Annotated in this window: 26 protein-coding genes; 9 read left to right on the plus strand and 17 right to left on the minus strand. The window is 41.2% G+C overall.

From position 1 onward, the window contains the following. Nucleotides 1-62 precede the first annotated feature (62 nt). The 10 genes from LA313_RS01000 to LA313_RS01045 all read right to left on the minus strand — a co-directional run bounded on the left by LA313_RS01000 (nucleotide 63) and on the right by LA313_RS01045 (nucleotide 8,689). Nucleotides 63-1,013 (minus strand): GDP-L-fucose synthase family protein, encoded by a 951-nt coding sequence (locus tag LA313_RS01000; protein ID WP_228912744.1) that lies wholly within the window; start codon nucleotides 1,011-1,013, stop codon nucleotides 63-65. 375 nt (nucleotides 1,014-1,388) lie between these two features. Then, nucleotides 1,389-2,507, minus strand: coding sequence for a GDP-mannose 4,6-dehydratase (gmd, locus tag LA313_RS01005; protein WP_228912745.1), 1,119 nt, complete (start codon nucleotides 2,505-2,507; stop codon nucleotides 1,389-1,391). Nucleotides 2,508-2,552: 45 nt separating this feature from the next. Then, nucleotides 2,553-2,894, minus strand: a complete 342-nt coding sequence (locus tag LA313_RS01010; protein WP_228912746.1) for a phosphomannose isomerase type II C-terminal cupin domain — start codon at nucleotides 2,892-2,894, stop codon at nucleotides 2,553-2,555. Nucleotides 2,895-3,007: 113 nt separating this feature from the next. After that, nucleotides 3,008-3,796 (minus strand): 3'(2'),5'-bisphosphate nucleotidase CysQ, encoded by a 789-nt coding sequence (cysQ, locus tag LA313_RS01015; RefSeq protein WP_228912747.1) that lies wholly within the window; start codon nucleotides 3,794-3,796, stop codon nucleotides 3,008-3,010. 162 nt (nucleotides 3,797-3,958) lie between these two features. Continuing rightward, nucleotides 3,959-5,215 carry a sulfate adenylyltransferase subunit 1 gene (locus tag LA313_RS01020; RefSeq protein WP_228912748.1) on the minus strand — a complete coding sequence of 419 codons (1,257 nt, stop codon included), beginning with the start codon at nucleotides 5,213-5,215 and terminating at the stop codon, nucleotides 3,959-3,961. Between the two features lie 69 nt (nucleotides 5,216-5,284). Next, nucleotides 5,285-5,680 (minus strand): GxxExxY protein, encoded by a 396-nt coding sequence (locus LA313_RS01025; protein WP_228912749.1) that lies wholly within the window; start codon nucleotides 5,678-5,680, stop codon nucleotides 5,285-5,287. A gap of 29 nt (nucleotides 5,681-5,709) precedes the next feature. Then, a complete protein-coding gene (cysD, locus tag LA313_RS01030; protein WP_228912750.1) occupies nucleotides 5,710-6,615 on the minus strand; it encodes a sulfate adenylyltransferase subunit CysD in 906 nt (301 codons plus the stop codon). Continuing rightward, nucleotides 6,608-7,210 (minus strand): adenylyl-sulfate kinase, encoded by a 603-nt coding sequence (cysC, locus tag LA313_RS01035; protein ID WP_228912751.1) that lies wholly within the window; start codon nucleotides 7,208-7,210, stop codon nucleotides 6,608-6,610. Before cysC ends, cysD begins: the two co-directional genes overlap by 8 nt. After that, on the minus strand, nucleotides 7,203-7,640 hold the full coding sequence (locus LA313_RS01040) for a DUF2061 domain-containing protein (RefSeq protein WP_228912752.1): 438 nt from the start codon (nucleotides 7,638-7,640) through the stop codon (nucleotides 7,203-7,205). The genes cysC and LA313_RS01040 overlap by 8 nt, the downstream gene beginning before the upstream one ends. Before the next feature lie 44 nt (nucleotides 7,641-7,684). After that, on the minus strand, nucleotides 7,685-8,689 hold the full coding sequence (locus tag LA313_RS01045) for a mannose-1-phosphate guanylyltransferase (RefSeq protein WP_228912753.1): 1,005 nt from the start codon (nucleotides 8,687-8,689) through the stop codon (nucleotides 7,685-7,687). Between the two features lie 1,520 nt (nucleotides 8,690-10,209). Here LA313_RS01045 and LA313_RS01050 point away from each other — a divergent pair. Both LA313_RS01050 and LA313_RS01055 read left to right on the plus strand, forming a co-directional pair. After that, nucleotides 10,210-10,455: a DUF6364 family protein gene (locus LA313_RS01050; RefSeq protein ID WP_228912754.1), complete on the plus strand. Its 246-nt coding sequence runs from the start codon at nucleotides 10,210-10,212 to the stop codon at nucleotides 10,453-10,455. Continuing rightward, nucleotides 10,452-10,865: a type II toxin-antitoxin system VapC family toxin gene (locus LA313_RS01055; protein ID WP_228912755.1), complete on the plus strand. Its 414-nt coding sequence runs from the start codon at nucleotides 10,452-10,454 to the stop codon at nucleotides 10,863-10,865. Before LA313_RS01050 ends, LA313_RS01055 begins: the two co-directional genes overlap by 4 nt. 737 nt (nucleotides 10,866-11,602) lie before the next feature. Here LA313_RS01055 and LA313_RS01060 read toward each other — a convergent pair. The 6 genes from LA313_RS01060 to LA313_RS01085 form a co-directional block, all read right to left on the minus strand. Further along, nucleotides 11,603-12,079, minus strand: a complete 477-nt coding sequence (locus LA313_RS01060; RefSeq protein ID WP_228912756.1) for a UpxY family transcription antiterminator — start codon at nucleotides 12,077-12,079, stop codon at nucleotides 11,603-11,605. A 287-nt stretch (nucleotides 12,080-12,366) separates the two neighbouring features. Further along, nucleotides 12,367-12,660, minus strand: a complete 294-nt coding sequence (locus tag LA313_RS01065) for a type II toxin-antitoxin system RelE/ParE family toxin (RefSeq protein WP_228912757.1) — start codon at nucleotides 12,658-12,660, stop codon at nucleotides 12,367-12,369. After that, nucleotides 12,645-12,878, minus strand: coding sequence for a hypothetical protein (locus tag LA313_RS01070; RefSeq protein ID WP_228912758.1), 234 nt, complete (start codon nucleotides 12,876-12,878; stop codon nucleotides 12,645-12,647). The genes LA313_RS01065 and LA313_RS01070 overlap by 16 nt, the downstream gene beginning before the upstream one ends. Before the next feature lie 1,028 nt (nucleotides 12,879-13,906). Continuing rightward, nucleotides 13,907-14,554 (minus strand): hypothetical protein, encoded by a 648-nt coding sequence (locus LA313_RS01075; RefSeq protein WP_228912759.1) that lies wholly within the window; start codon nucleotides 14,552-14,554, stop codon nucleotides 13,907-13,909. A gap of 527 nt (nucleotides 14,555-15,081) precedes the next feature. Continuing rightward, a complete protein-coding gene (locus LA313_RS01080) occupies nucleotides 15,082-15,837 on the minus strand; it encodes an SDR family oxidoreductase (protein WP_228912760.1) in 756 nt (251 codons plus the stop codon). Nucleotides 15,838-15,959: 122 nt separating this feature from the next. Continuing rightward, on the minus strand, nucleotides 15,960-16,298 hold the full coding sequence (locus tag LA313_RS01085) for a four helix bundle protein (RefSeq protein ID WP_228912761.1): 339 nt from the start codon (nucleotides 16,296-16,298) through the stop codon (nucleotides 15,960-15,962). 167 nt (nucleotides 16,299-16,465) lie between these two features. Between LA313_RS01085 and LA313_RS01090 the strand changes: the two genes are divergently transcribed. Together LA313_RS01090 and LA313_RS01095 are read left to right on the plus strand one after the other, a co-directional pair. Then, nucleotides 16,466-16,864, plus strand: a complete 399-nt coding sequence (locus LA313_RS01090) for a transposase (protein ID WP_228912762.1) — start codon at nucleotides 16,466-16,468, stop codon at nucleotides 16,862-16,864. Between the two features lie 8 nt (nucleotides 16,865-16,872). Then, a complete protein-coding gene (locus LA313_RS01095) occupies nucleotides 16,873-17,703 on the plus strand; it encodes an IS3 family transposase (protein WP_228912763.1) in 831 nt (276 codons plus the stop codon). Between the two features lie 234 nt (nucleotides 17,704-17,937). On the opposite strand, the gene LA313_RS01100 is transcribed toward LA313_RS01095, so the two are convergent. After that, on the minus strand, nucleotides 17,938-18,093 hold the full coding sequence (locus LA313_RS01100; RefSeq protein ID WP_029038389.1) for a lmo0937 family membrane protein: 156 nt from the start codon (nucleotides 18,091-18,093) through the stop codon (nucleotides 17,938-17,940). 321 nt (nucleotides 18,094-18,414) lie between these two features. Here LA313_RS01100 and LA313_RS01105 point away from each other — a divergent pair, with 321 nt between their 5' ends. The 5 genes from LA313_RS01105 to LA313_RS01125 all read left to right on the plus strand — a co-directional run bounded on the left by LA313_RS01105 (nucleotide 18,415) and on the right by LA313_RS01125 (nucleotide 23,959). Next, a complete protein-coding gene (locus tag LA313_RS01105) occupies nucleotides 18,415-19,761 on the plus strand; it encodes an FAD-dependent oxidoreductase (protein ID WP_228912764.1) in 1,347 nt (448 codons plus the stop codon). A gap of 957 nt (nucleotides 19,762-20,718) precedes the next feature. Then, the gene (locus tag LA313_RS01110) at nucleotides 20,719-21,264 is read left to right on the plus strand and encodes an RNA polymerase sigma factor (RefSeq protein WP_228912892.1); all 546 of its coding nucleotides are present in this window, start codon (nucleotides 20,719-20,721) and stop codon (nucleotides 21,262-21,264) included. Further along, entirely contained in the window at nucleotides 21,248-21,871 is a 624-nt protein-coding gene (locus LA313_RS01115) for a hypothetical protein (RefSeq protein WP_228912765.1), read from the plus strand. Before LA313_RS01110 ends, LA313_RS01115 begins: the two co-directional genes overlap by 17 nt. Then, nucleotides 21,852-23,249: a YggN family protein gene (locus LA313_RS01120; protein WP_228912766.1), complete on the plus strand. Its 1,398-nt coding sequence runs from the start codon at nucleotides 21,852-21,854 to the stop codon at nucleotides 23,247-23,249. Before LA313_RS01115 ends, LA313_RS01120 begins: the two co-directional genes overlap by 20 nt. Before the next feature lie 23 nt (nucleotides 23,250-23,272). Then, entirely contained in the window at nucleotides 23,273-23,959 is a 687-nt protein-coding gene (locus LA313_RS01125) for a peptidoglycan DD-metalloendopeptidase family protein (RefSeq protein ID WP_228912767.1), read from the plus strand. Nucleotides 23,960-24,457: the final 498 nt, after the last annotated feature.

Below are 24,457 nucleotides of genomic sequence, written 5' to 3' on the forward strand. Positions count from 1 at the left end.
AGAATTAAAAGAGTCTTTCTCTGTGACCTCTGTGGGGTGCTCTGTGTCCTCTATGGTTAGAATTAAAGTTTAACTTCTTTGAATTTGTTCTGATTGTTTAAGAACCAGTCATAGGTTTTTCTGATCCCTTCTTCGAGTGGAGTGGAGGAGGACCAACCTTCGTTTTTCAGCTTGTCCACGTTCATTAATTTTCGAGGAGTCCCATCGGGTTTGGAGCTGTCCCAAATGATCTCTCCCTTATGACCGGTGATCTCCTGGATAAGTTCTGCCAGTTCTTTAATGGTCAGGTCTTCTCCTGTACCTACATTGTATAGGTTTTCTTCGAGCTTGTTGTCCAGTGCAAAAAATACAGCAGCGGCAAGGTCGTCCACGTGTAAAAATTCCCGCATTGGTTTCCCTGAACCCCATAAGGTTACCGGCACATGTCCATTCTCCTTGGCATCATGAAATTTCCTGATCATTGCAGGAAGTACGTGGGAGGTTTCCAGGTCAAAATTGTCATGGCTCCCGTAAAGGTTAGTTGGCATAAGAGAGACAAAATCTTTTCCGTATTGTTTTCTTATGGCCTCACAAGCTTTTACTCCGGCGATCTTGGCAATGGCATACCACTGGTTGGTGGGCTCCAGGCTATCGGTTAGCAGGTATTCCTCCTTTAAGGGCTGTGGTGCGTTTTTGGGATAGATGCAGGAACTACCCAAAAAGATGAATTTTTCTACATCATTTTTGTGAGCAGCATCGATCAGGTTGTTCTGGATCTGCAGGTTCTCCATCAGGAACTGGTATGGATAATCATTGTTAGCAAGTATGCCTCCAACTCTTGCAGCTGCATCAATGACCACTTCAGGGTTTTCTGTTGCGAAGAAGTCGGTAACTGCCTGCTGGTTGCGAAGGTCCAGTTCTTTGGAGGTTTTTCCTATTAGGTCGGTGTAGCCTTCAGCTTTAAGTTTTCTCCAAATTGCGGAGCCAACCATGCCGCGGTGGCCTGCTATATATATTCTAGTTTCTTTATTCATCTATGTAATATTGTAGATTCTCACTTTAAGAGATTACCCCACTATTTTCTATTTTGGAAGGTGCTATCTGTAATATTTTTCTTTTTTGCATCGCCCAAAAAAGAAACAAAAAAGTCTAGGCTTACGAAACCTTTTCTAAATTTTTCATTTAGTGCCTAAATTTTATGAACTCGCGTTAATGAGAGGTGTGAAAACTATGTTCAGGTCCGCTCAAACAGCATAAAATTTTACGGCACTTTCATTTCAAATTTCACGAAAACCTTTCGATAGGCCATTTTCTGAATTCGATTTCTCAACTCAATTCCCTCCCTTTAGGGCTGGGGTAAAGGAATTGAGTTTACGTGTAATCCGTTCTAATCCGTGTAATCTTGTTTGTTACTCGAAGTAATTTAAAACCTGGTAACCACCTTCTTTCAAATGCTTATCCTTTCTCATCAACTCCACATCACTGCTCATCATGTCTTTTACCAGGTCCTGCAGATCATATTCGGGTACCCAGCCGAGTTTGTTCTTTGCTTTACTGGCGTCTCCAATTAGCAGATCTACTTCTGTTGGACGGAAATATTTAGGATCTACGGCAAGCACTTCTTTTCCTTCTTCTATTTGGAAGTCTGGATTGCTGCAGGATTTTACGTAGGCTTTTTCATCTACGCCATTACCAATAAACTCAAGTTCAATTCCAACTTCAGCAAAAGCCATACGAACAAAATCCCTCACAGGCGTTGTTTTACCGGTAGCAATGACCCAGTCTTCAGCTTCTTCGGCCTGCAGGATCATCCACATCATGCGAACATAATCCTTGGCATGCCCCCAGTCTCTTTGGGCATCAAGGTTTCCTAAGTAGAACTTATCCTGTAGCCCAAGAGCAATTCTTGAAGCTGCACGGGTAATTTTTCGGGTTACAAAAGTTTCTCCTCTTAGCGGAGATTCGTGATTGAAAAGAATTCCATTGCAGGCATACATGCCGTAAGCCTCACGGTAATTTACCGTGATCCAGTAAGCATACATTTTAGCAACAGCATATGGACTACGCGGATAAAAAGGAGTGGTTTCTGTTTGTGGTACCTCCTGTACTTTCCCATATAATTCGGAAGTTGAAGCCTGATAGATTCGGGTCTTTTTTTCCAGTCCGAGGAGACGAACCGCATCCAAAATTCTCAATGTTCCCAATCCGTCGGCATTACCTGTATATTCAGGAGTTTCAAAAGATACGGCAACGTGAGACATTGCTGCCAGATTGTAGATCTCGTCCGGTTGTATCTCCTGGATCAAACGAATAAGATTTGTACTGTCGGTCATGTCCCCATAGTGAAGAATAAAATTCCTGTTCTCTTCATGCGGATCCTGGTACAGGTGATCAATTCGGTCTGTATTGAATAAAGAAGTTCTTCTTTTTAATCCATGTACAGTGTAATTTTTTTTCAGAAGGAACTCAGCTAAATATGCTCCATCCTGTCCGGTTACTCCCGTTATTAAGGCTACTTTTTTACTCATTTTATTCGTTAATTACACGGATTCTGGCTGATTCCGCGGATTGTGTTAGTCTCTGTTATAGTCGTCTTCTATTCTCACTATGTCATCTTCCCCAAAGTAGGTGCCGTGCTGCACTTCGATGAAAACAAGTTTTTCATCTGTTGCATTTTCGATGCGGTGTTTTGCACCCAAAGGAATCATGGCGGTTTCTCCGGTCTGATAATCTTTTACCACTCCGTCCAAGGTTATTCTTCCCGTTCCCTGAACCATAGTCCATGCTTCTGCACGTTTGTGGTGATATTGATATGATAGACGTCCTCCGGGTTTCACCTCTATTCTTTTTACTTTATGAGTATCGGCATCTTCCAATATCCAATATTGCCCCCAGGGCCTAATGTCTGTTTCCATTTTTTATGAAGATTTTGCGGAGTAGAGTGGATTCCGCGGATTTTAACTTTATTCTGTGTTCACTTGTTCTCGATACAGCCTCCTTAGGTCGGCCACTCGAACTGACGCTAACTTTATTTTACAAGGAACCAGTTATTCAAAAGATTCTCCCGATTGTATAGCATTTCTTTTTTTGTGGTGTAGTCTGTTACTGTTTTGCCGGCATACATGCAAATGGCCTGTCCGGCAGCAGTGTCCCATTCCATGGTAGGGGCGAAGCGGGGGTAGCAGTCGGCCTGCCCTTCTGCCACCATACAGAGCTTTAAAGAACTTCCCTTGGAAATGCTATTCACCTCCCCAAGTTCTTTTTGAAGTTCCTTTATATATTCCTCCGTTTCAGGAGAAAGGTGAGATTTGCTGGCTACTACTGTATATGGTTTGTTGTTTGTGGTTTGTGGAAGTTTCGTTGCTGTTTTTGCAATTTCTTCCATACCTGAAAATTCTGTAATTCCTTCTAGTTTGTAGGAACCCGTTGCCTTTTCAGCAAAATACAGTTCCTTTAATGCCGGTACATAGATCACCCCCATTACCGGCACCTGATCTTTAACCAATGCTATATTTACTGTAAATTCTCCGTTCCTTTTAATGAATTCCTTGGTGCCGTCGATAGGATCTACGATCCATAGCTCAGACCACTGCTTTCGCTCTTCATAAGGCAGATCCTTTCCTTCCTCAGAAAGTACAGGAATATTAGTTTCCCTGAGGTATTCCATGATAATATCATGAGAAGCAAGGTCGGCTTTCGTCAGCGGAGAATCATCACCTTTGGCCTCTATTTCAAAGTCTTCATTGTTGTAGATCTCCATGATGCGTTTTCCGGCGGCTAATGAAGCTTGTATAGCTACTTCAAGTAATTGTCTCATTCTAAAGTTTGGTTATTGAGTTAATTGGGGATTGGTTAATTGGTTAACTGGGATTAACTGAATGGAAATTGGTTAATCGGTCATTCATTTTTTTTTATTCTAATCCCTAATCCCTAATCCCTAATCTGTGTAATCCCTTTTAAAATCCGTGCAATCTGTGCTTTAAACAATCATTCCCGCAGCCACGGTCTCATTCGTGCTCTCATCGATAAGGATGATGCTGCCGGTATTGCGGTTGTCACGGTAAGAATCGATCATTAACGGACTTGTCGCACGGATCTTCACTCTGGCAATGTCATTCATCGCAAGATCTTTATCTTCACTGTCTCGCTCAAAGCTATTAATGTTCATTTTATAAACCACCTCTTTGATCATAGCCCTTTGGCTATTCGAGGTATGTACCAAAGTATATTTCGTTTTAGGTTTGGCAGCAGAATTGTTCAGCCAGCAAAGCATCACATCAAACTCCTGAGAAGGCTCCGGCTGATTATTTTTTCTAACGATCATGTCCCCGCGGCTGATGTCAATATCATCTTCCAGAGTCATGGCAATGGACATAGGGGCATAAGCTTCTTCCAGTTCCTGTTCCCCGGCATTGATACTTTTGATCCTGGATGTAAAACCTGAAGGCAATACAGCTACTTCATCTCCTAGGCGGTAGATGCCGCTGGCGACCCTGCCTGCATAACCTCTGTAATCGATAAAGCCATCTCTTTGCGGCCTTAGAACCGTCTGCACCGGGAACCTGGCATCAATTTTATTGATGTCACTGCTAATGTGCAGGGTTTCCAGAATGTTTAATAAAGTTCCTCCCTGATACCAGGCCATATTTTCTGAACGGTTAACAACATTGTCACCCAGCAAAGCACTAATTGGAATAAAACGTACGTCTTTTACCAGAAGTTTTGAAGCAAATTCTTCGAACTCAGCTTCAATTTCATTAAAGCGTTCTTCAGAAAAATCCACCAGATCCATTTTATTTACACAGACGATCAGGTGAGGAATGTTTAAAAGAGAAGCAATAAATGAATGCCTCTTGGTTTGTTCAATAACTCCATGTCTGGCGTCAATTAAAATTATTGCCGCGTTGGCAGTAGAAGCGCCGGTCACCATGTTCCGGGTATACTGAATATGTCCCGGAGTATCGGCAATAATGAATTTCCTTTTTGGAGTAGTAAAGTAGCGGTAAGCTACATCAATAGTAATTCCCTGTTCTCTTTCATCCTTTAGTCCATCGGTAAACATGGCCAGGTCCACCCCGGCATGTCCCTTTTTGACACTACTTGCGGTAACCGATTCCAGCTGATCCTCGAAAATTGATTTTGAATCGTACAAAAGGCGACCGATAAGGGTGCTCTTCCCGTCATCTACACTTCCGGCAGTTGTGAATCTTAGTAGTTGGTTATTGTTGATCTCCATTTTAGTTGCGAATTTTCGCGAATTTTTTAACCCGAATTTTGCGAATTTCTTGTGCGAATTAACGCGAATTTACTTTTTCGTGTTTATTACTCGCATATATGTTAAGGAGGGAGTTCCAAAATTAATGAGGATTCCCAGTTCTTTTTTTGTTGCTGTTAAGTAATTATTGAGTTGAGAATAAAAAGCAACAGGTATATGTTTTACTGATTTTATCTCCAAAATGATCTCTTCAAAGCAAATAAAATCTGCTACATAGTATCTGGTCAGTTTTTCATCTTCATAAAAGACATTCAGCTTTACCTGTTTTTGACAAGGTATGTGTGAATTTGCAAATTCTTTTTCCAGGGCTTCTTCATAAACAGCCTCCAAAAATCCGGGACCTAATGCACGATGAACTTTCATACAGGCTCCAATGATCTTGTAGCTTTCTTCTTTGTAAAGAATTTTGTCGTCCTGAGAAGGCATTCGGGTGAATTCGCTTTAATTCGCGATAATTAGAAGTAACCTTGTTTTTTTCTGTCCTCCATCGCCGTTTCAGATCTTTTATCATCTGATCTATCACCGCGTTCTGTCTTTCTCATTGCAGAAACCTCCTGTGCGATTTTTTCCAAAGTATCGGCATCAGACTCTATTCCGCCGGTAATGGTGATATCTCCAAGCGTTCTGAAGCGGATCTTCTTTTTCTCTACTTTTTCACCCTGCTCTAGACGTAGAAATTCTGAAAGTGGGATCCAAGAATTACTTCTTCTCACAACTTCCCGCTCATGGGCAAAATATAACGATGGAATGGCGATATTTTCACGTTTGATGTAATTCCATACATCCATTTCTGTCCAGTTACTTATAGGAAATGCTCTGAAATGTTCTCCTTCAAAGTGTTTTCCGTTTAAGAGATTCCATAATTCCGGTCGCTGGTTCTTAGGGTCCCATTCCCCAAAGTCATTTCTATGTGAAAAGAACCGTTCCTTCGCACGGGCTTTTTCTTCATCTCTCCTTCCGCCTCCAATAGCGCAGTCGACTTTATTTGCTTCAATAGCGTCAAGAAGCGTAGTGATCTGCAATGCATTTCTGGTTGCATTTTTCCCCTTTTCTTCGGCTACTCGTCCCTGGTCTATAGAATCCTGTACAGAACCTACAATAAGTTTTACTCCAAGTTCCTTGATAAGATCATCCCTGAACTGGATAGTTTCCGGAAAGTTATGTCCTGTATCCACATGCATCAAAGCGAACGGGATCTTAGCGGGATAGAAAGCTTTTTTTGCCAGATGAGTCACCAGAATAGAATCTTTTCCTCCGGAAAATAAAATAACCGGATTCTCAAATTGAGCCCAAACCTCCCTTAGGATATAAATGGCCTCTGCTTCCAGTTCGTCTAAATAGTTCAGGTAGTACTTATTCATTGTGCTTCAATTGTATTATAGGTAAAATATGATCCAGTACTCTTTGAGCTGATCTTTCAATTGTTTCTTCTTCTGTTCTTATTTCCACAGAGGGATTGTTGGGTTTTTCAAATGGGGCCGATATTCCCGTGAAATTTGGGATTTCTCCCGCTCGTGCTTTCTTGTATAGCCCCTTCACATCTCGTCGTTCACATTCCTCTAATGAGGTGTTGACAAATACCTCTACGAAATTTTCTTTTTCGACTATTTCCCTGATGAGATTTCTGTCAGATTCCAATGGCGTAATAAAAGCAGAAAGAACAACTTCTCCTGCATTTAGAAATAATTTTGCTACTTCTGCGATCCGTCTTAGATTTTCAGTTCGATCTTCTTCAGTAAAGCCTAGGTTTTTATTCAGTCCGCCACGAATATTATCTCCGTCAAGGGTATAGGTGTGAATTCCTTTTTCAAAAAGTGCTTTTTCCACCGCATTGGAGATAGTTGATTTTCCGGAGCCGGAAAGCCCTGTAAACCAGATCACCAGTGGCTGATGCTTTTTAAGTTCACTGCGCATAGCACGAGTTATGGCGTAATCCTGTGGTACTATATTATTCATTTGTTACAGAACTAGTTTGATTTCTTCTATTTGGTAATCCATAATTGGAACGATACCAGATCTTTTCGTGTAAATAATAAAGAATCATTTTCGTTATTACTTCGACCAGCCCAATTTTTAATCCTATCATAGGATCGCCTGAGATGATCCAGGCGAGGACCATTGTGTCAATTGTACCAACTACACGCCAGCTTATCGTCTTGGCTAAATGTCGCCAGTTTGAGGATTCGCTGTCAATATTGATCTTAAACCAAAGACGTTCATGCAGGTAGTAAAGCAGCATTTTAGTAAGAACTTCTGCCAGTCCTATCTGCAATCCCAACAAAGGATCTCCTGTGATGAACCAGGATAGCAGGATGGTATCCAGGGTTCCAACAGCCCGCCAGGTAATGGCTTTAGCTATATGTCTCTTATGGGAGGAATCTTTCATTTTAAAATAGATTCCGCGGATTGGTAAGGATTCCGCGGATCGTTCTAATTAAGAAGAAGAGAATTTTCCTCCTCCAGTTGCTGATATATTTTCTTTACATCCTGGGACACTTCTTTTTGAAGTACCAGGTTTGCATCTTGGGTGCATACAAGAATGCTGTTTCTCATACCAACAAAAGCAGTGAATTTACCCGTGCCTATTACCATATTCCCCTCAAGATCCACAGGGTGTCCCTGCTGGCGGAGGTAATCATAAATAGCTTCAAAACTGCCCATGTCACTCCATTCAAAAGAGGAGGGGACTACTTTGATTTTGTCACTGTTTTCCATTACAGCATAATCCACGCTTATTGATGGGATCTTCAGGGAAGTTTCAAGTTCCAATCGACCATCATTGCTGTTTCCCCAGGCGGTAAGAGAGTTCTCGTAAACTTCCGGTTGAAACTGTTTCAGTTCATTAAGAAAGATACCTGCTTTAAAACAAAACATCCCGCTATTCCAGAGGAAATTTCCTTTACTTAAAAAATCTTCTGCAGTTGAAGCAGCAGGTTTTTCTCTAAAGGAGAGGACATCTTCTCCGGTATGTTCAATATATCCATAGCCGGTTTCCGGGCGCGAAGGTTGAATTCCGAAAGTAACAATGCTGTCCTGCCCGGCAAGATCAATAGCTTTTTGAACTGCGGTAGAATATTCCGGTCCTTCCTGTATGATGTGGTCTGCAGGGGTTACGAGGAGAATATCTTCAGGTTTGGCAGCGAAAGCTGCAAAAGCAATAGCAGGAGCGGTATTGCGAGGTGTGGCTTCTACAATATCAATATATTCTGAGACACCAAGTTTTTGAAGACATTCTTCAGAAAGCTGCCTGTTGCCCTGATTTCCAACCACTATTATTTGATCTACAAAACCTGCATTTCGCTCTACAGCCATTTCAAACAGGCTTTTTGATTCTGAAAAAATATTCAGGTACTGTTTTGGCCGGGATTGTCGGGAAAGAGGCCACAAGCGGCTTCCTACTCCTCCCGTAAGGAGGACGTGAAGAATTCTTGACATAAAGTCTCTTGATTATTTTGCCAATTCAGAAGGTAGAGGCTTCGTCGTGGCGAGTATTACTTTGCTGTTAACGATTTCCGCTGTAAGATTTAAGAAGATGTTATTCAAACTTCGCAATTCTAAGTTCGTATTTCTACCTTCCTGTCACGGCTTCGCCGCTCTGAGTCCCACATTTAGTGAAATCAGATCGATGAAAGGTTCAGAAAATCAGATGACTGACATCCAAACCTACGAGCCGGCAAATATATTCGTTAACTTTACTTTAAGACAAACAATGAATGTTAAATAATGGAGGTTTTTATCAACATTGGTCAAAAACACCAATTTTTACGGAAAACCGTAATGGCAGAAGGTTTTATGGTCGAGAAGAAGGTGGAAAATGAAAGAAGCGAGGAGAAGGAAATGTTAAATTTTTCTAAGGAGACGGGAGGATTTTTTTAGTAATCTTTAAGAAAACGTTTGCGCTCTTTCGGTTATGGGTTGTGAGTTCTCAGTTGTCGGTTTTTCTGGCAGGAGATTGGTTAATTGGTTAATTGGGGATTGGTTAATTGGGGATTGGTTAACTGGGTATTGGTTTTTCTCGATACTAATTTCCCCCTGCTCTCGCAGGCTCAAATTCACTCGAACTGACGGGATGGTTAAATGGGGATTGGTTAAATGGGGATTGGTAATTTGAATTTTTTTTACTGGTTACTGATCACTGAATACTAGTCCCTAGTCCCTAATCCCTAAAATAGTTAATTGGTTAATTGGGGATTAGTTAATTGGTTATTCGGGGAATGGTTAATTAGTTAATTAGGGAATGGAAAGATTGGAATTTGGTGCTTTGGTGAACTGGGGAATGGTTATTTGGCAATTTGTTTTTTTAACTGACCCACTGACCACTGACCAATGATCACTGAATACTAATCCCTAATCCCTGATCGCTGAAATAGTTAATTAGTTAATTGGGGACTGGTTAATTGGGGACTGGTTAATTGGTTAATTGGTTAACTGGGGAATGGTTAAGTGGGGATTGGTTAAGTGGGGATTGGTTAAATGGGGAACGGTTATTAGATTTTTTTATTTTCCCTAATCCCTAATCCCTGAAATAGTTAATTAGTTAATTGGGATTGGTTAATGGGGATTGGTGTCTTGGATTTCTTTTTAGTGGTTACTGATCACTGATGACTGACCACTGAATACTAATCCCTAATCCCTAATCCCTGAAATTAGTTAATTAGTTAATTGGAGAATAGCTAATTTGGGAATATTTAATTAGTTAATTAGAATGGTCAATTAAATAGTTCGGGAATAATAATTGTTTTTTAAATTCACTATTCACTATTCACTATTCACTATTCACTATTCACTATTCACTATTCACTATTCACTATTCACTATTCACTATTCACTATTCACTATTCACTATTCACTATTCACTATTCACTATTCACTATTCACTATTCACTATTCACTATTCACTATTCACTAACTTCATACGTAATAAATTTGTATATTTGTACGTAAACTATTAAGAGATGGACAAAAAACTTACCTTAAGTTTAAAAGCCGATGTTATTGAGGCTGCAAAACGTTATGCACGATCAAACGAGGTTAGTCTTTCAAAATTGATAGAATCTTATCTGAGCTCCCTTACCAAAAAAGAGGCCGGTAAAACTGAAATTACTCCTTTGGTAAGAAGCCTGAGTGGAGTAATTTCAATTGAGAATGATTTTGATGAAAAAGAAGAATATTCTCAATATTTAATTGAAAAATATAAATGAAAAAATTACTGGTTGACACTAATATTGTTATTGATCTGCTTTCAGAAAAAAAAGGATTTTATAACGATGCAGCCCGTATTTTTTCTCAGGCGGATAAAAAGGAAGTTCATCTCGCCATTTCTTCTCACACATTTGCCAATACGAATTACATTCTGACAAAATTAAAATCTGCAAAAGAAGCAAGGGAAATCTTAAGGAAATTTAAAGTGCTTGTGGAGATATTGAATCTCGATGATAAAATCATCGAACTGGCCTTAAGTGATAACAGTTTTCCTGATTTTGAAGATGGACTGCAATATTATTCTGCAATAGAAAATGACGTAGACATTATTATTACCAGAAATAAAAAAGATTTTACAAGCTCCAAAATACCAGTAATGACCGCCAAAGAATATTTAGCAGCAAAATAGTTCCCAAGATTACACAGTACCGGATGTTTAATAAGTTAATTGGGGATTGGTTAATTGGAGATTGGTTAATTGGGGATTGGTGAACTGGGGAATGGTTAGTTGGGAATGGTTGTTCTCGATACTAATTTTCCCCTGCTCTCGCAGGCTCAAATTCACTCTAACTGACGGGATGGTTAAATGGGGATTGTTTAAATGGGGATTGGTAATTTGAATTTTTTTACTGGTTACTGATTACTGATCACTGAATACTAGTCCCTAGTCCCTAATCCCTGAAATAGTTAATTGGTTATTCGGGGAATGGTTAATTAGTTAATTAGGGAATGGAAAGATTGGAATTTGGTGCTTTGGTGAACTGGGGAATGGTTATTTGGCAATTTGTTTTTTTAACTGACCACTGACCACTGACCACTGACCACTGACCACTGATCACTGAATACTAATCCCTAATCTCTAATCCTTGGAATGGTTAATTGGTTAATTGGGGATTGGTTAATGGGGATTGGTTAATGGGGATTGGTGTCTTGGATTTCTTTTTAGTGGTTACTGACCACTGACCACTGACCACTGACCACTGATCACTAATCCCTAATCCCTAATCCCTGAAATAGTGAATTAGTTAATTGGGGAATGGTGAATTAGTTAATTGGTTATTCGGGAATGGTTAATTAGTTAATTAGCGAATGGAAAAATAGGATCTTTAATCATTTAATCCTGAATTTTGAACACGGAATATTGAATTACGAAAGAACATCCGACACCCTGACATTCACAACCACTCCAAGATCTTTTAAGACAAGTCTGAGGCGCTTTTTTCCGATCTGCTCTACAACCCCTTCTTTACCTTTAAAACTGCCCTCTGCAATAGTGAGTCGGTCGCCGGGGGAGAGGTGGGATACTTCTACCGCTTCCACGCGGTCATCCTCCAGCCAGTTTTTGATTGTATTGATCTCTTCCTGGCGGATAATAGCAGGTTTGCCCAACCAGAATACATATTGGACTGCCCCGGGAACATCGAAAACTTGTGACCGGTTTTTTTCCTCCAGGTACACGAAAACATAAGATTTAAAAAGGGGAGAAGTGACTTTCTTTTTGCGGTCGCTCCACTGTTTTACTTCCGTAATAGTAGGGCAGTAGACCTTAATGTCTCTTTTCTCAAGTTCATTCGCAACTTTTTGCTCCCACCGCGGTTTAGTATACAGGGCGTACCAATTCATATAATCTCTGTTGTCTGTATTTGATAAAATTTTTTCTGCGGTAGGGAAGCAGAAATTTTTGGGGGGCAACCCCGCTGTTGAACAAATGTAAGGATTAGTTGGAAGAATGAAAAGGAGGAAATGATTTGAAAATTTGAAGATGTGAGAATGTGAAGATTGGGAGGGGAAGTTTTCTTGGCCACGAATACACGAATGGTTTTAATTATTCGGCCCCCTAATTACCGAACAAAACTTACCCACCAATCACGGGGAACTGCCGATTTTCTTTTCCCGGCTCCTCCCTGGAATTAGTAAATCGGTCTCTGTTTGGCACCTCGAAAATTAATTATTATAATTTTATTTTCAGCAGGTATCCACTTGTATATCAGGTAATTATTTTTGTCGATAAGTGCTTTTCGGAGTTTTTTATACTTATGGGAGTTTTTAAATAATTCTGGCTGGTTTTGTAAATTTATTATAAGACTATCAATTTTTTGGTTCAGGCTAATAATCTCTTTTACAGTCCATTCTTTTTCAAGATAACCCATTACTTTCTCAAGACCAATTACTGCCTGGTGGGTCCAGACTACTTTTGTAGCCATTTATTAAACTTTTTCCTGACTTCCTCATGGTCAATTACCTCTCCGCTATCAGCTTGTAATAAACCAATATAAATTTCGTCTATCTCTTCCTCGTTGAGATCATCCCACCAATCAGTAGATTCTTCCTCTAAAATGGACTTCACTCTTTTTAAAACACTCTCTTCATCTGTTTGAAGTAGGAGCTGCATAAGTTCCAGTTTTGTGGCCTTTATATCCATAACCAAGATCTTTAACTCAAAGATAAGTAATAATTTAATTATTTTTCCCGGCTCCTCCCGAAACCTAGGGAAAGGGTGAGGGGCGAAACGGGAAAAGGCGCAGCAAAAAAAGTAACTATACTTTCTTACTTCTGAAATCTTATATTCCCTGCCTCTCTTCTCGATACTATTTCCTCTTGCTGCGCTCAAAGAAATCACTCGAAGAGACGGCCACTGTAATTGTAGTTTAAACTCCACCTTCACTGTCCTCTGCCACCAGATAAATGGCCAACGGTTAAAAGCTCTTCACACCATTACTTCGTCGCTTGCTCACTCCATTTAGAAAGGCCAACTCTCCTGTGCTAAAGCTTCGGCGGGCGGGCAGCCGCTAGCTCAAATGATGAGATCCTTCGTCTCATCATCTTTCTACCCAAAGAAAATGTTCTGTTGAAATGACAGAAGAAATTCTAAATAAAAAAGATAAACATCAGGTGTAAATCAAAAGAACTGACAACAGAGAACTGACACCTGATCAAAAGATGAGATCCCTCGTCGCATCATCTTTCTCACGAAAGAAAAAGCTCTGTCGAGATGACAGAAGAAATCAGTAGGCAGTACGAAGTACTAGTCGGCAGTAAGTGCTTTTGGTGTGTGTGAAGAATAATAAATAAAGAAGATAAACATCAGGTGTAAATCAAAAGAACGGACAACAGAGAACTGACACCTGATCAAAAGATGAGATCCCTTGTCACGAAAGAAAAAGCTCTGTCGAGATGACAGAAGAAATTCAGTCGGCAGTACGTAGTACTAAGTCGGCAGTAAGTGCTTAGTGTGTGTTTGAAGATTAATAAATAAAAGGATAAACATCAGGTGTAAAATCAAAAAAACTGATAACCGAGAACTGATAACAGAGAACTGGCAACAGGAAACAGGAAACAGGAAACAGGAAACAGGAAAACTCCCAACCCGTAACCCGCAACGATTTTCACTCCATCACTCCATCACTCCGTCACTCCATCACTCCGTCACTCCATCACTCCGTCACTCCATCACTCCGTCACAACATTAACATCCGTAAAAAACAACTCAAAACTCCCATCCTCACTTCGGTGCATTTTAGCAATGGCTATTCCCTCAAAAACTTCATAATCTTCCCAGGTAGTAGCCAATGGATTTTCTCTACTTCCTCCAGATAGGTATACCCATTCCTGTATCATATAATCATTTCCAAAGTAGACTTCGTACATGTCTCCCGGGGTATAACCTGCGCCATCGGGATAGGTGACGGTGACGCGCTGCATTTCTTCACCGCTGATAGGCGCTGTAGCCTCTTCCGTATGCTCCCATTCCATCTCATCCCATACCAGGTGGAATGGAAACAGCAGCCAGTACTGATCATTAATGAACCGCTGATCTACCGCTTCATGTTGAGAAGCCTCTGTTTCGTAGTTGTAGCTTACCGTACTGTCGGGCGTTGTGAGGGTAGCTGTCTTCTCCTGTGGCCGCCACGTCCAGGCTCTGCTGGTCCTCAGCGTATCATTAACTTTTACATTAAAGGTGTAGCGGAGTTCCTTTACATCATCAAAATTTTGTATTCCGTTAGCTTCAGCTATTTTTTGCACAATAGTTTGATCTTCATTTTTATTGCAGGATGTGATGGCAACGAGAAGGAGAACGAGGAGAGTGATCTTTTTCATATAATTATAGTTGGTATTGGATAAAGATATGAAAATGGGGGATTAGTTAATTGGTGAATTGGGGATTGGTGAATTAGTTAACTAGTTACCTGGGGATTGGTTAATCGATAAATTAAAAAGCACGATTCCAAGCCAAAATTCACAATTCACCATGAGAACAAAGTCTAAAGGCTAATACCCCATCACTAACAGCTATCAGTTTATAATAATAAAACCGCCAGCTAATCACTGCGCACTGCCAACTACTTTTCCCGGCTCGCTTTACGGCCAGGACAAAATGGGAAAAGGGCGGGGGAGAGGATTAGCAGTAACTTTTCTCCTTACCGGGAATAATATTGCCTGTCTCGCCGGTAGGCTGGCTTCAGTTGCAGGAAAAGCTCCTTCGAAAGGACGTATATAACCAGCATTCAATAGCTCAAATGATGAGATCTCTCGTCGCTCCCTCTTTCTCACGAAAGAAAAAGCTCTGTCGAGATGACAACAAAACCTTTTTTACTTCTAACTTCTACCTTCGTAAATCTAACTTCCTAAAGCGCTTTCACACTCATTCCCCCATCAGCAACTATGTTTTGTCCGGTAATGAAGGATGATTTATCCATGGCCAAAAATGCTATTATCGAAGCAATTTCTTCGGGTTCTGCGATGCGGTGGAGAGGAGTTCTCCTTAAGATCATCTCCTTTCTTTCGCCTTGCAGAACTGAATCTGTAAGCGGAGTACGGGTGTACCAGGGAGAAACTGCGTTTACCCTAATATGATCTCTTGCCCATTCTACTGCCAGACTACGGGTTTGCTGCAAAAGTCCGGCTTTAGCCATAGCATAGGGCGTACCGGTGCCCACATCCTGGGTCGCAGCAGCCGACGCTATGTTGATGATCTTTCCATTTTTGGACTTCACTAGTTGTGGATAAAGTTCCCGGGCCAGCAGAAACGGCGATATTAGATTGGTCTCGAGTACCTGCCGGTGTTCATCTTCTGAAATTTCAGTAGCTTTCTTCCGAATGTTGATCCCGGCGTTATTTACCAGAATGGTCACAGCTTTCCAGTTGTTATCTACCCAGGTCGAGATCTTTTGACGGTCTTCAGCTTTCGTAACATCAGCAACTATTCCTTTTACTTTGTATCCGTCCGAAGTGAATTCATCTTCTACCTTCAGGATATCATCTGCATTCCTGGCGGTGAACAGTACTTCTGCACCCAATTTTAAGAATTCAAGTACGGTCGCACGACCAATTCCTTTGGAGCCGCCGGTAATGACAGCCGTTTGTCCTTTTAAGTTCCACATGTTTTTGTTATTAGTTAATTAGTGATCGGTTAATTGGAAAAGGTTTAGTTTTTCATTTCTAAATCGTTAATTCTAATACTAAATTACTGCTTTTCATCGGCTTGTCTCCTAAGGTAATTAATTTATCCATTGATCAATTTTATACAAGACTCAGTTTGGTGACGGACGTTTTGTAGGATTTCATCCGAGATATAATCCCATGCCTTTGCTTCTAAAGTGTGGTCCAGGATTTCTGCTATTGAGCCCCGGGCATTCAAGAGAAATTTTATATTTTCTTTGTAATGATATCTACCCCATCCTTCTGCTATGTTAGCTGTAGCTGATCTAGAAGCTCGCAAGAGTTGAGAATATAATTCGAATCGCTCCGATTTTGGTAAAGAAGGGAGAATTTTTTCTTTAATGTAAGTTTTCAGTTCATTACAAACCTGCCAACATTGAAGGTTTTCAAAATTCTCTGCCATCTTCTTTTTGGTTATTTGATTAATTAGAGAGTGGTCAGGTTTTTATTTTCCCTAATCCCTGAAATTGGTTAATCAGTTAATTGGGGAATGGTTAATTGTTTTTTTAATTTCCCTAATCCCTAATCCCTGTACGTCCCTGATATAGGTTGACCACAAAATCAACTTGTATGAAACCCAATGTACGATTATTGCGAAAATCTCGTCAGTATTCTGATGAATTCAAGAGACAAATTGTTGCCGATTTTGAAAGTGGAGAGTTTAGTGTCAATCAACTTTCAAAGCTTCATGGAATAGCTAATCAGGTCATTTACCGATGGATTTATAAATTTTCTACCTTTAACGAGAAAGGTTTTAGAGTCGTAGAAATAAAAGACAGTAGCAATAAAAAGATGCAAGAGCTGGAATCCAGGAACAAAGAACTGGAGGCAGCTTTAGGACGTAAACAGATACAGCTGGATTATCTGGAAAAGATGATTGAACTGGCTAAGTCAGAGCTGGATATCGACATTAAAAAAAACTACAGCACCCCACAGTCAACTGGTTCAGGAAAAACAAAGAAAAAGTGAGTTATTCCATGAACCAATTCTATGAAGGTATCGGGATCAGTAAACAAGCTGTACATCAATATGCACGAAGGCAAACTGTATTTGATCATCGCCTGATGCAGTTGATGGAAGAAGCTGATGACCTTCGAGAAGACCATCCTGGTTGTGGGGTGGAGAAAATGTACTATACTCTAAAGCCTGATTTTATTGGAAGAGATCGCTTTGTTGATACTTTTATGCAACTAGGTTATCGTCTTAAAAGGAAGAAGAATTACAGACGCACCACTATTGCGGGTAAGATCTACTATCCAAACAAGATAAAAGGCATAGAGATCAATGCACCTTCGGTGATCTGGCAAAGTGATATCACTTATTACCGGGTAGGAGATAAATTTTATTATGCAGTCTTCATTATAGATGTCTACACTAAGAAATTAGTTGGCTATGAAGTCTCTGATCACATGAGGGGGACAGCAAACCTGAAGGCTTTAAAGATGGCTTTAAAAGACAATAAAGCTCCAAAGATCCATCACTCAGATCGAGGGAGTCAGTACACTTACAAATCCTATATTGATCTTTTAAAGTCCAATACAACGACGATCAGTATGGCTTTAAGTGCCCAGGATAATGCTTATGCCGAAAGGATCAACAGAACGATTAAAGAGGAATATCTGGATCACTGGAAACCACAAACTTTTACTCAACTTAAAAGTCAGGTGAAAAAGGCAGTGAAGAACTACAATAGTAAAAGATCACATGGTCACTTAGAAAAAAGAAACCCTGAAGAGTTCATCAATTATTGGTTAACCCTCGAACCAGAAGAGCGACCAGTAATTACTATTTTTGATAATGAAAATTAACCTTTAAACCGGTCAACACTAATCAGGGAAGTTCACCTAATCCCTAATCCCTAATCCCTAATCCCTAATCCCAGTCCTCAACTTCTATTTTCCAGTTCTCGAACTTTTTAAAAAAGGAGAGACCGCTCCAAATATGAATAAGAAATGAGAGATCACTCTAAAATAGAGGATTCAGAAATTCTTTTCCATATTTACCGGGGCGGCCTCTTATTCTTTGGGCTGCAAATAATCGATTTACAGGCTCCTTCCCGTTAGTAATTTATAAATGATCAGGATCACTGCGATTACGATCAGGATATGGATAATACTACCAAGGTCCGGAAAGGCGAAATAGCCTATCAACCATCCAATGATCAGTAAAACGATAATAAGCCACACTAAATCTCTCATAGTTCATAATTTGTGCAACCTTATGGCCGCTGGTTAGATATAATGGTTGTATGTATTATTAATCTGTGAATTTTTAATTAGTTTCTAACAGATTATTTATTAAATGTACAAAAGCTTTCATTCCTTGGTTTTGACTTTAACGGAGGTTTAACCCTTCGAAAATATTAAGGTTTAAGGAATAAGGATTAATGGAAAATAGGGAAAGTGAGCGGTAACTACCTGTAACCTGAAACATTTTTGCAATCCGCAACTCGTAACCCGCAACAGCTGCCGGGCAATACTAAACTAGCAACCGGAAAAAATTGTATTTTCGCAGGCAACATGCAGCACAAAAAAAATATTGCCATAGTAGGCACCGGCCTCGTCGGTTCTTTACTTGCCCTTCACCTTAAGCAAAAAGGCCATTCTGTAACCGTTTTTGACCGCCGCCCCGATGTGCGCAAGGTTGAGTTCTCGGGCCGCTCTATTAATCTCGCCATGTCCAATCGCGGCTGGAAAGCTTTGCGTGAAGCCGGTATTGAGGAGGAGGTGAGGAAACTGGCGATTCCCCTGTATCGCCGTGCCATGCATGTGAACAGCAGCCCCGTTTATTTTCAGAATTATGGAAAGGAAGGGGAGGCTATTTACTCGATTTCCCGCGGAGTTTTAAACCGAAAGATGATCGACCTGGCAGAAGCTGCCGGGGCCGAATTTCGTTTTGAAGAGAAGGTATGGGATGTGGATCTAACAGAAGCCAGGCTCTACACGGGAGAATCTGAAAAAGGGGAGTGGCAGGAGTACAATTTCGACCTTATTTTCGGGGCCGATGGTGCTTTCTCACGGGTGCGTCACAAGATGCAGCGACAAAGCAGGTTTAACTATTCCCAGCATTTCATTGATGTGGGCTATAAGGAACTGCGCATTCCGGCCAATCCCGATGGTTCGCACAAGCTCGATAAAAATTCCTTTCATATATGGCCCCGTGGCAAGTTCATGTTGATTGCCATGCCCAACCTTGATGGTAGTTTTACCTGCACTTTGTTCCTGCCTTTTGAAGGGGAGCATTCCTTTGAAAGTCTCACTAACGAAGCTAAAGCCGAGAGTTTTTTTACAGAGTTCTTTCCCGATATCAAGGACGAGATCTCCAATCTTACCCGCGACTTTTTTAAAAATCCAACCAGCGCCCTGGTGACGGTAAAATGTTATCCCTGGACCTATTATGACAAAATAGCCTTGGTCGGTGACGCCGCTCATGCCATAGTTCCTTTTTACGGGCAGGGAATGAATGCCGGCTTTGAAGATATTTCTGAACTCAGCCGCCTTGAAACTGAATTTGGGGATGATTGGGAAAAGATCTTTGCACAATACCAGGCCCTGCGGAAGCCCAATGCCGATGCCATTGCCGAACTCAGTTACCGGAATTTTCTTGAAATGAGTAGTAAAACTGCCGATCTCGACTTTTTACTTCGGAAGAAGATCGAAAAGAAATTTGCCGCCAAACATCCTGAACAATGGATTCCTGTATATTCCAGGGTCACATTTTCTGAAGCCCCTTATGCTGAAGCTTTAAAAACCGGCGACCGGCAGGCTGCTATTATGGATAAAATAATGCAACTTCCCGAAATAGAAGAAAAATGGGAGTCGGCTGAAGTGGAGCAGAAGATCCTGGAGTTGCTTAAAGGAAGTTAGATCTACGAAGTACGAAGTACGACTTTTCTTTGTCATTGCGACAGAACTACGCGCAACCCGCAGCTCGAAATGACACGTTTATCATCCCGACAGAACGTCCTGACCGGCAGGAAAGGGAGTGACGAGGGATCTCACTTTTCTTCCTGTTCACTGTCCTCCACCCTCCGTCCACAAAAAAGAGATTTCTCAGTCGCTAAAAAAGCTCCTTCGAAATGACAATAAAACTGTAAACAGCGCTCCTTTGCTAAAGCTTCGGAGAACAGGCAACCGGCAACCTGCAACAGTTTAGAACCTGCAACCCGCATCTCGGAACCCGCAGCTCGCAACATTTTGAAATATGCTGGATAAAACCTTCTTCAGTACTATCTTCCAAAAATGTCACTTTCAGAGACTTTCTTTTAAGGACATTATATTGACCACTGACCACTGACCACTGCTTCTTCCTGTCCACTGTCCTCCACCCTCCGTCCCCTAAAAAGAGATTTCTCAGTCGCTAAAAAAGCTCCTTCGAAATGACACCCGTTTGTCATCCCTACAGAACTTCCTGACCGACAGGGAAGGAAGTGACCAGGGATCTTACAATTCTACGTACAAAAGCTAAGCTCACATCATTTACTTCTGAATTCGCTTGTCCCCTAGGGACAAAAGATTGGTAAAAATAAAAGAGCAAGGAAAAAGAGTCCTGTAGGGACGACAGACATACGACGCTCGACCTGTCAGACTGAGCCGCCGACAGGCGAATAGTCGAAGTCCTTTGGAACAGAAGTTTGTCATCAGCGCTTCGACTGATCCTCCCTTCGGTCGGGCTCAGCGTGACCACACCTTCCGCAGCAAACCTCTTAAGAATGCCCTTTTGAAAAGGTCTTCAGAAAAAAAATCTACATTTAATTAATTTTTTTGCAACGCGACAGAAATACTGTCGTCTTTAAAGTGAAACCCAACCAAACTGAAGTTATTTTGATACAACATCAATTAATAGAGGCTTGCAAACAGAACGACCGTAGGGCGCAGCTCAAGCTTTATAACAAGTACTGCGATGGCATGTATTATGTTGCCCAGAGGTTTATCAACGATCCGTTTGAAGCTGAGGATGCCATGCAGGAGGCTTTTATCAAAGCCTTCGAGAAATTGGCGCAATTCACCGGGGAGGTGTCGTTTGGAGCCTGGCTTAAAAGGATCGTTATCAACAAGTGCCTCGATAAGCTAAAGGCCCGAAAGTTGGAGCTTGTAGCGATCAATGAACAGATCCTTGGAACTGTTGAGGAAGAGGAGAACTGGAATGTTGATGACGGTGTCGGACTCGAAGAGGTGAAAAAAGCCATGGAGGAGCTGCCCGAAAAATACCGCTATCCTCTCATGTTGTATCTCATTGAAGGTTATGATCACGAAGAAATTGCAGATATACTGAATATTTCTCAGGTGGCCTCCAGAACACTGGTTCACCGCGGAAAAAAGAAATTACAGGAAGAACTTAAAGAAAAAAGACATGGCACAGGATATTAGAAAGATGTTACAGGAAGACAGAACTTTGCCTTCCAGGCCTCCAAAAGGACATCAAAAGAGATTTGAGGCAAGACTGGAAGAAAACTTCCCGCAGGAAAAAAATGATAAATCTTCAAACAGGAATTTCTTCTTCCTTAAGATAGCCGCTGTTTTCATAGTGGTATTGGGAATTGGATTCTTCTTTCTTAACCAAAACGACAGCTTTAACGGCAGCCAGGTAACCGACGCTCCTGTTGAGGTACAAACTAAAAGCGACAATGACAGCGATATCCCGGTGACCAAAGAGTATCAATTAAGCGATGTTTCGCCCGAATATAAAAAGATCGAGAACTTTTACCTGGCGAGCTTAAATATGGAACTGGCAAAACTGGATGTGAACGATTCTAATAAGGTGCTGGTGGATTCTTTTATGAAGCAATTATCGGGCCTCGACCAGGAATATAAAAAATTAAATGCCGAGATAAATGAAACCGGACTAACAGAAAGCAGTGTGGAGGCTTTGATCTCCAACCTGCAATTAAGACTGGAATTGTTAAACAAACTGAAGAATAAAATTAAAGATATCAATCAATCTAAAACACAGGAAAATGAAAACTACAGGGCTTAAAACCGCGATCATAGCACTACTCTGTGCGGCTCCTATGCTGGCGCAGACAAGCAAACTGGATAAAACTTTTAAAACGAATAAGGACGTAACGGTGAATATTGATGCCCGCCATACGCTGGTGAATGTTGAGTACTGGGATAAAAATGAAGTCCGCGTATCGGCTCACCTTGAAGGAGGGGAAGGCAATAACACCAAGGCTCTTCAAAGCTGGATGCTGGATGTGGATGGATCGGCATCGGAGGTGAAGATAAATTCGGCAGCAGCACCGGGTGGCCCCGGGGATTTTAATATGGCCGCACTGCAGGCACCACTTGCAAAACTGCCGGAGATGATCGCCCCGCTTACCAACATGATCGGACCAATGCTGGAAGGTATGGCAAATCATCCTTTACCACCGGAATTCTATGCCAGCATGGGAGAGATCAACTTCGATTATGAGCAGTATCAAAAAGATGGTGAGAAGTATATGGAGCAGTTTGAGAAAAAGATAGAGAAGAACTTTGGGAAGGATTTCGAAAAGGCGATGGAAGACTGGGCACAGAATTTTGAAAGGGATTCTGCACTTCGAAAAAAGCAGGAGATGAAAATGGAGGCCTGGAGTAAGGATTTTGAGAAAAAAATGGAAGCTTGGGGCGAAAGCTTTGGGAAAGATATGGAAAAGTGGGGTGAAGAATTTGGAAAGGAGATGGAGACCTGGGCCGCCAGTGTAGAAAAGCAGGCAAAGGAGCAAAAAGGGAATTCAAAATCCAATGTTATTATTCTTAAAGATGGAAATTCTGAGAAGAAGGTTTTGGAGGTGAGAATGCCCCGAAATGGACAACTAAAGCTCAACGTGCGCCACGGAGAAGTGCAGCTTGGAGGAACTACCAACAATCTTAGAGGGGAAGTTTCTCATTCTAAATTCAGTGCTGGGGAAATTGCGGGGAGAAACACCAATTTCAAATTGGCCTATACACCTGTAATGATCAAGAACTGGAAGTACGGAGTTCTTAACGCGGCTTATGTGCAGGACCTTAGGATCGAAAAAGCCGAAAGCCTTAAGCTTGAATCCAACTCAAGCAATGTGCATCTTAAAGAGCTGGGTGAAACAGGAATTCTTGCCGGGACTTTTGGAGAGCTTAGGATAGATAAGGTATCGCCTCGTTTTAAGAATTTGGATATCACTCTTGAGAATTCAGACCTTGTGCTTGATCTCCCTGAAAGCTCTTTCAATTTCACATATAATGGAACCAATAGCGAAGTAGAATATCCAAAAGGGTTGAAACTAACATCCAGCAAATCCTACGACAATCAAAAGTTAAAAGGTTATAACGGCAGCCAAAATGCCGGAGCTTCAATAAATATTCAGGTAAGATTTAGCGATGTTGTTTTGAAGTAGCATATTTTTGGACAAAAAAGTAAATGTCCCGACATAATTTCTTAACCGGCCTCACTACAGGATTCACTCCCGTAATTGATGCCGGTTTTTCTTTGCCAGATTACCGGCATGTTGACCTCTCGGTCAAGAACCCTGAGTTATCCCAGGCTCATTTTAATTCTCCTGAAGCTTTTCAGGAATACCTCGATAATTTTCTGCGGAAGAAAGGAGGAAAGATAACCTATGGAGGTTACAATGAACACCGCGGACTTTACAAGCGCAGTGATCTATTTTCTTCTGCTGAAGAGGAAGATTTGATAAGGAACCGGCATGTAGGCTTGGATATCTGGGCACCGCTGGGTACCAGTGTACTTGCTGTTCTGGATGGAAAGATCCATAGTTTTAGAGATAATGATAATTTTGGTGATTACGGACCTACTATTATTCTGGAGCATCAAAGCGCAGACAAAAAGTTCTACACGCTATACGGACATCTGGAAAAAAGATCGCTGGAAAACCTGAAGGAGGGGCAGAAGGTAAAACAGGGAGAACAGATCGCTACGTTGGGAGCTGCGTTAGAAAACGGAAGTTATGCACCTCATCTTCATTTTCAGATCATCCTGGATATGCAGGGCAAAAAAGGAGATTATCCCGGGGTCGCCGCCAAAAAAGACCTGGATTTCTACCTGGACAATTGTCCCGATCCAAATTTGTTGCTGAAGATCTATTAACATTCCAGAAGGGATCTCTCCTGTCAAATAGGATTCTTCGCTCCGCAAAAGCATCGCTCTGAATGCCATTTGATTTCAAATTTGCGCTTCCTTTCCCCTTCCGTAAAAGTTGGGGAGCACAGATAACATTTTACAAATCGTGAGTGGCTAACAGCTAAAAACAAAAGCTGTTTTAGTGACCATGTCATTCCGGCGGTAGGAGGAATCTCTGTTTTCATAGAAGATTCTTCACTCCGCAAAAGCTTCCCTCTGGATGACATTTGATTTCAAATTTGCGCTTCCTTTCCCCCTCCCTAGAGGGTGGGAAGCGCAGATAACCATTTAGAAATAGCGAAAGGCTAACATGTAAGGCCCAAAAGCCGTTGTATGAAAAATGTCATTCCGACGGCAGGTTAATAGAATGCCCAGATATATTTTCAATCCCGTAAGAACTATCTATGGATAGATTTTGATATTGGGGAATGATATTTCATTTCCAATCCCGTAGGGACTACCTAT

This window comes from Salinimicrobium sediminilitoris (assembly GCF_020866905.1).
GTDB classification, from domain to species: domain Bacteria; phylum Bacteroidota; class Bacteroidia; order Flavobacteriales; family Flavobacteriaceae; genus Salinimicrobium; species Salinimicrobium sediminilitoris.